The organism is Streptomyces sp. McG3, from assembly GCF_018619185.1.
Classification (GTDB): Bacteria; Actinomycetota; Actinomycetes; order Streptomycetales; family Streptomycetaceae; genus Streptomyces.
Genome location: NZ_JAAXYC010000521.1, coordinates 1 through 2,954, shown reverse-complemented (window position 1 = coordinate 2,954; position 2,954 = coordinate 1). Strand labels below are relative to the sequence as shown.

Genomic DNA, 2,954 nt, shown 5'->3' with positions numbered 1-2,954 from the left:
GATCACCACCACCGCCCCCGCCTCCGCTGCCCGCAGCGACGGCAACGCCTCCTGTACGAGACCGAGCGCCGCCACCACATTCGTCTCCAGCGCGCGCCGCAACCCCTCCAGCGGCAGCGCGTCCAGCCGTACCAGCGGTTCCGCGCCCAGCACGCTCGCGTTGCTCACCAGCAGATCGAGACCGCCCAGCGACCCGGCTGCCGCCACCAGATCCGCCCGGTGCGCCGCGTCCGTGACATCACCCGGCACCGCCACCACCCGCGTCCCGAACCGCCCGCGCACCTCCCGCGCCGTGTCCTCCAGCACCCCGGCGGTCCGGGCGTCCAGCACCAGGTCCCACCCCTGCGCGGCCAGCGCCCCCGCCAGCGCGCGCCCCAGCCCCTTCGAACCACCCGTGATCATCGCGACCGGCATGGTGACCGTCCCCTTCGTACCCTCGGCTTCCGCCGGGAAGCCCCGGCGAATCCACCGTAGGAAGCCCCGGCCGCACCGCGCCTCGCCCGGGAGCCGCAGCCGCCCCCGGTACTTCGGCGTAGGTCCCGGGCAGTCCTACGACCTTCGGCGGAGGGGCCCCGACGCCCGGACCTAGGCCACTCGTACACCCACCACCGACCCCGGCCCGATATGACCGCACGGCCCCCGCCGGTACGGTGATCCCATGAGTCATCGCCCACCGTCGGGCCTCGCCGCGGTGAGTGCCGCGCTCCTCGCCATGAGCCGGCACCTGGAAGTGGGCGACGTCCTCAAGACGATCGTCGCCTCCGCCCGTGAACTGCTCGACGCCCAGTACGCGGCCCTCGGCGTCCCGGACGACCACGGCGGCTTCGCCCAGTTCGTGGTCGACGGCGTCAGCGACGAACAGTGGAAGGCCATCGGCCCGCTGCCCCGCCAGCACGGCATCCTCGCCTCGATGCTCCACCAGGCGAAGCCCGAACGCCTCGCCGACGTCCGCGAGGACCCCCGCTTCGAGGGCTGGCCCGACGCCCACCCCGACATGTCCGACTTCCTCGGCCTGCCCATCACGGACGGCGACGAGATCATCGGAGCGCTGTTCCTCGCCAACAAGCTGTGCCCCAAGCCCGAGGGCGGCTGCGGCTTCACCGCCGAGGACGAGGAACTGCTCCAGATGCTCGCCCAGCACGCCGCCATCGCGCTCACCAACGCCCGCCTCTACGAGCGCAGCCGTGAGCTGACCATCGCCGAGGAGCGCTCCCGGCTGGCCCACGAACTGCACGACGCGGTCAGCCAGAAGCTGTTCTCGCTCCGCCTCACCGCCCAGGCCGCCACCGCCCTCGTCGACCGTGATCCGGTCCGCGCCAAGGGCGAACTCCAGCAGGTCGCCGCCCTCGCGGCCGAGGCGGTCGACGAGCTGCGGGCCGCCGTCGTGGAGCTGCGCCCCGCAGCCCTCGACGAGGACGGGCTCATCGCCACCCTCCGCACCCAGATCCAGGTCCTGGACCGGGCGCACGCCGCCGAGGTCGCCTTCGAGAGCCGCGGAGTGCGCGCGCTGCCCGCCGCCCAGGAGGAAGCACTGCTCCGGGTCGCGCAGGAGGCCCTCCACAACGCCCTGCGCCACTCCGGTGCGGAGCGCGTGAGCGTCACCCTGGTCCGGCGCGGCACCGACACCGTCCTCCGCGTCACCGACGACGGGTCGGGCTTTGACCCCACCGCCGTGCGGCGGGCGGGCCGCCACCTCGGCCTCGTCTCCATGCGTCACCGGGCGAACAGCGTCGGCGGCCGACTCACCGTTGCCTCGGAGCCCGGCAAGGGCGCCACGATCGAGATGGAGGTCCCCGGTGGCTGACAAGATCATCAGGGTGCTGCTGGTCGACGACCACCAGGTGGTCCGCCGAGGACTGCGTACGTTCCTGGAGATCCAGGAGGACATAGAGGTCGTCGGCGAGGCGTCCGACGGCGCGGAGGGCGTGGCCCGGACCGAGGAGCTCCGCCCCGACATCGTGCTGATGGACATCAAGATGCCCGGCACCGACGGTATCGAGGCCCTGCGCCGCCTGCGGGAGCTCGACAACCCCGCGAAGGTGCTCATCGTCACCAGCTTCACCGAGCAGCGCACGGTGGTCCCCGCCCTGCGCGCCGGAGCCTCCGGTTATGTCTACAAGGACGTCGACCCGGACGCCCTGGCCGGGGCGATCCGCTCGGTCCACGCCGGTCACGTCCTGCTCCAGCCGGAGGTCGCGGGAGCGCTGCTCGCCCAGGACGACGCGGGCACCGGCACGGGCCGGGGGAGCACGCTCACCGAGCGGGAACGCGAAGTGCTCGGCCTCATCGCGGACGGGCGTTCGAACCGCGAGATCGCCCGTGCGTTCGTCCTCTCGGAGAAGACGGTCAAGACGCATGTGTCGAACATCCTGATGAAGCTCGACGTGGCCGACCGGACCCAGGCGGCTCTGTGGGCGGTACGCAACGGGGCGGCGGGCTGACGTCGGTGCCGCCGGGTTCCCGTCCGGACTGAGATTCATACTGTCGGGTGTATGTCACCCGTACGGCGCATCCTTCCGGGCCGCACGGCGTTCTCCAGGGCGTGCTGCGACGGCTTGTCGCAGCCTCTCTAGGAGGATCCTGAAGTGAAGAACCTGAAGAAGGCCGCCGCCGTCACCATGATCGCGGGCGGGCTCGTCGCCGCCGGCGCCGGAGCCGCCTCCGCCACCGGCCACAGCGGTGCGGACGCCCACGGCGTGGCCACCCACTCCCCGGGCGTCGCCAGCGGCAACCTCGCGCAGGTTCCCGTCGCCGTCCCGGTGAACGTGGTCGGCAACACGGTCAACGTGGTGGGCCTGCTCAATCCGGCCTTCGGCAACCTCGGCCTCAACCACTGACCCACCCCCCAAGCCCCTGCCGAAAGCCGGACGCCCCTCTATCCCCAAGGGCCCGTCCGGCTTTCGCCGCCTCTCACCGCTCTCGGCCCGCCCTTCCAGCCGCCGGCCGGCTGTCCC

The 2,954-nt window shown here is 72.5% G+C and carries 4 protein-coding genes; 3 read left to right on the top strand and 1 reads right to left on the bottom strand.

Annotation, left to right across the window (positions count from 1 at the left end):
• Positions 1-414: SDR family NAD(P)-dependent oxidoreductase (locus tag HET64_RS37985; protein WP_215111778.1), on the bottom strand; the 414-nt coding region annotated here is incomplete at its 3' end.
• Between the two features lie 244 nt (positions 415-658).
• Between HET64_RS37985 and HET64_RS37980 the strand changes: the two genes are divergently transcribed.
• The 3 genes from HET64_RS37980 (at position 659) to HET64_RS37970 (ending at position 2,837) form a co-directional block, all read left to right on the top strand.
• Positions 659-1,804, top strand: coding sequence for a GAF domain-containing sensor histidine kinase (locus tag HET64_RS37980; RefSeq protein WP_215111777.1), 1,146 nt, complete (start codon positions 659-661; stop codon positions 1,802-1,804).
• On the top strand, positions 1,797-2,441 hold the full coding sequence (locus HET64_RS37975) for a response regulator transcription factor (RefSeq protein WP_215111776.1): 645 nt from the start codon (positions 1,797-1,799) through the stop codon (positions 2,439-2,441). The genes HET64_RS37980 and HET64_RS37975 overlap by 8 nt, the downstream gene beginning before the upstream one ends.
• A 144-nt stretch (positions 2,442-2,585) precedes the next feature.
• Positions 2,586-2,837 carry a chaplin family protein gene (locus tag HET64_RS37970; RefSeq protein ID WP_215111775.1) on the top strand — a complete coding sequence of 84 codons (252 nt, stop codon included), beginning with the start codon at positions 2,586-2,588 and terminating at the stop codon, positions 2,835-2,837.
• The last annotated feature ends 117 nt before the right edge of the window (positions 2,838-2,954 follow it).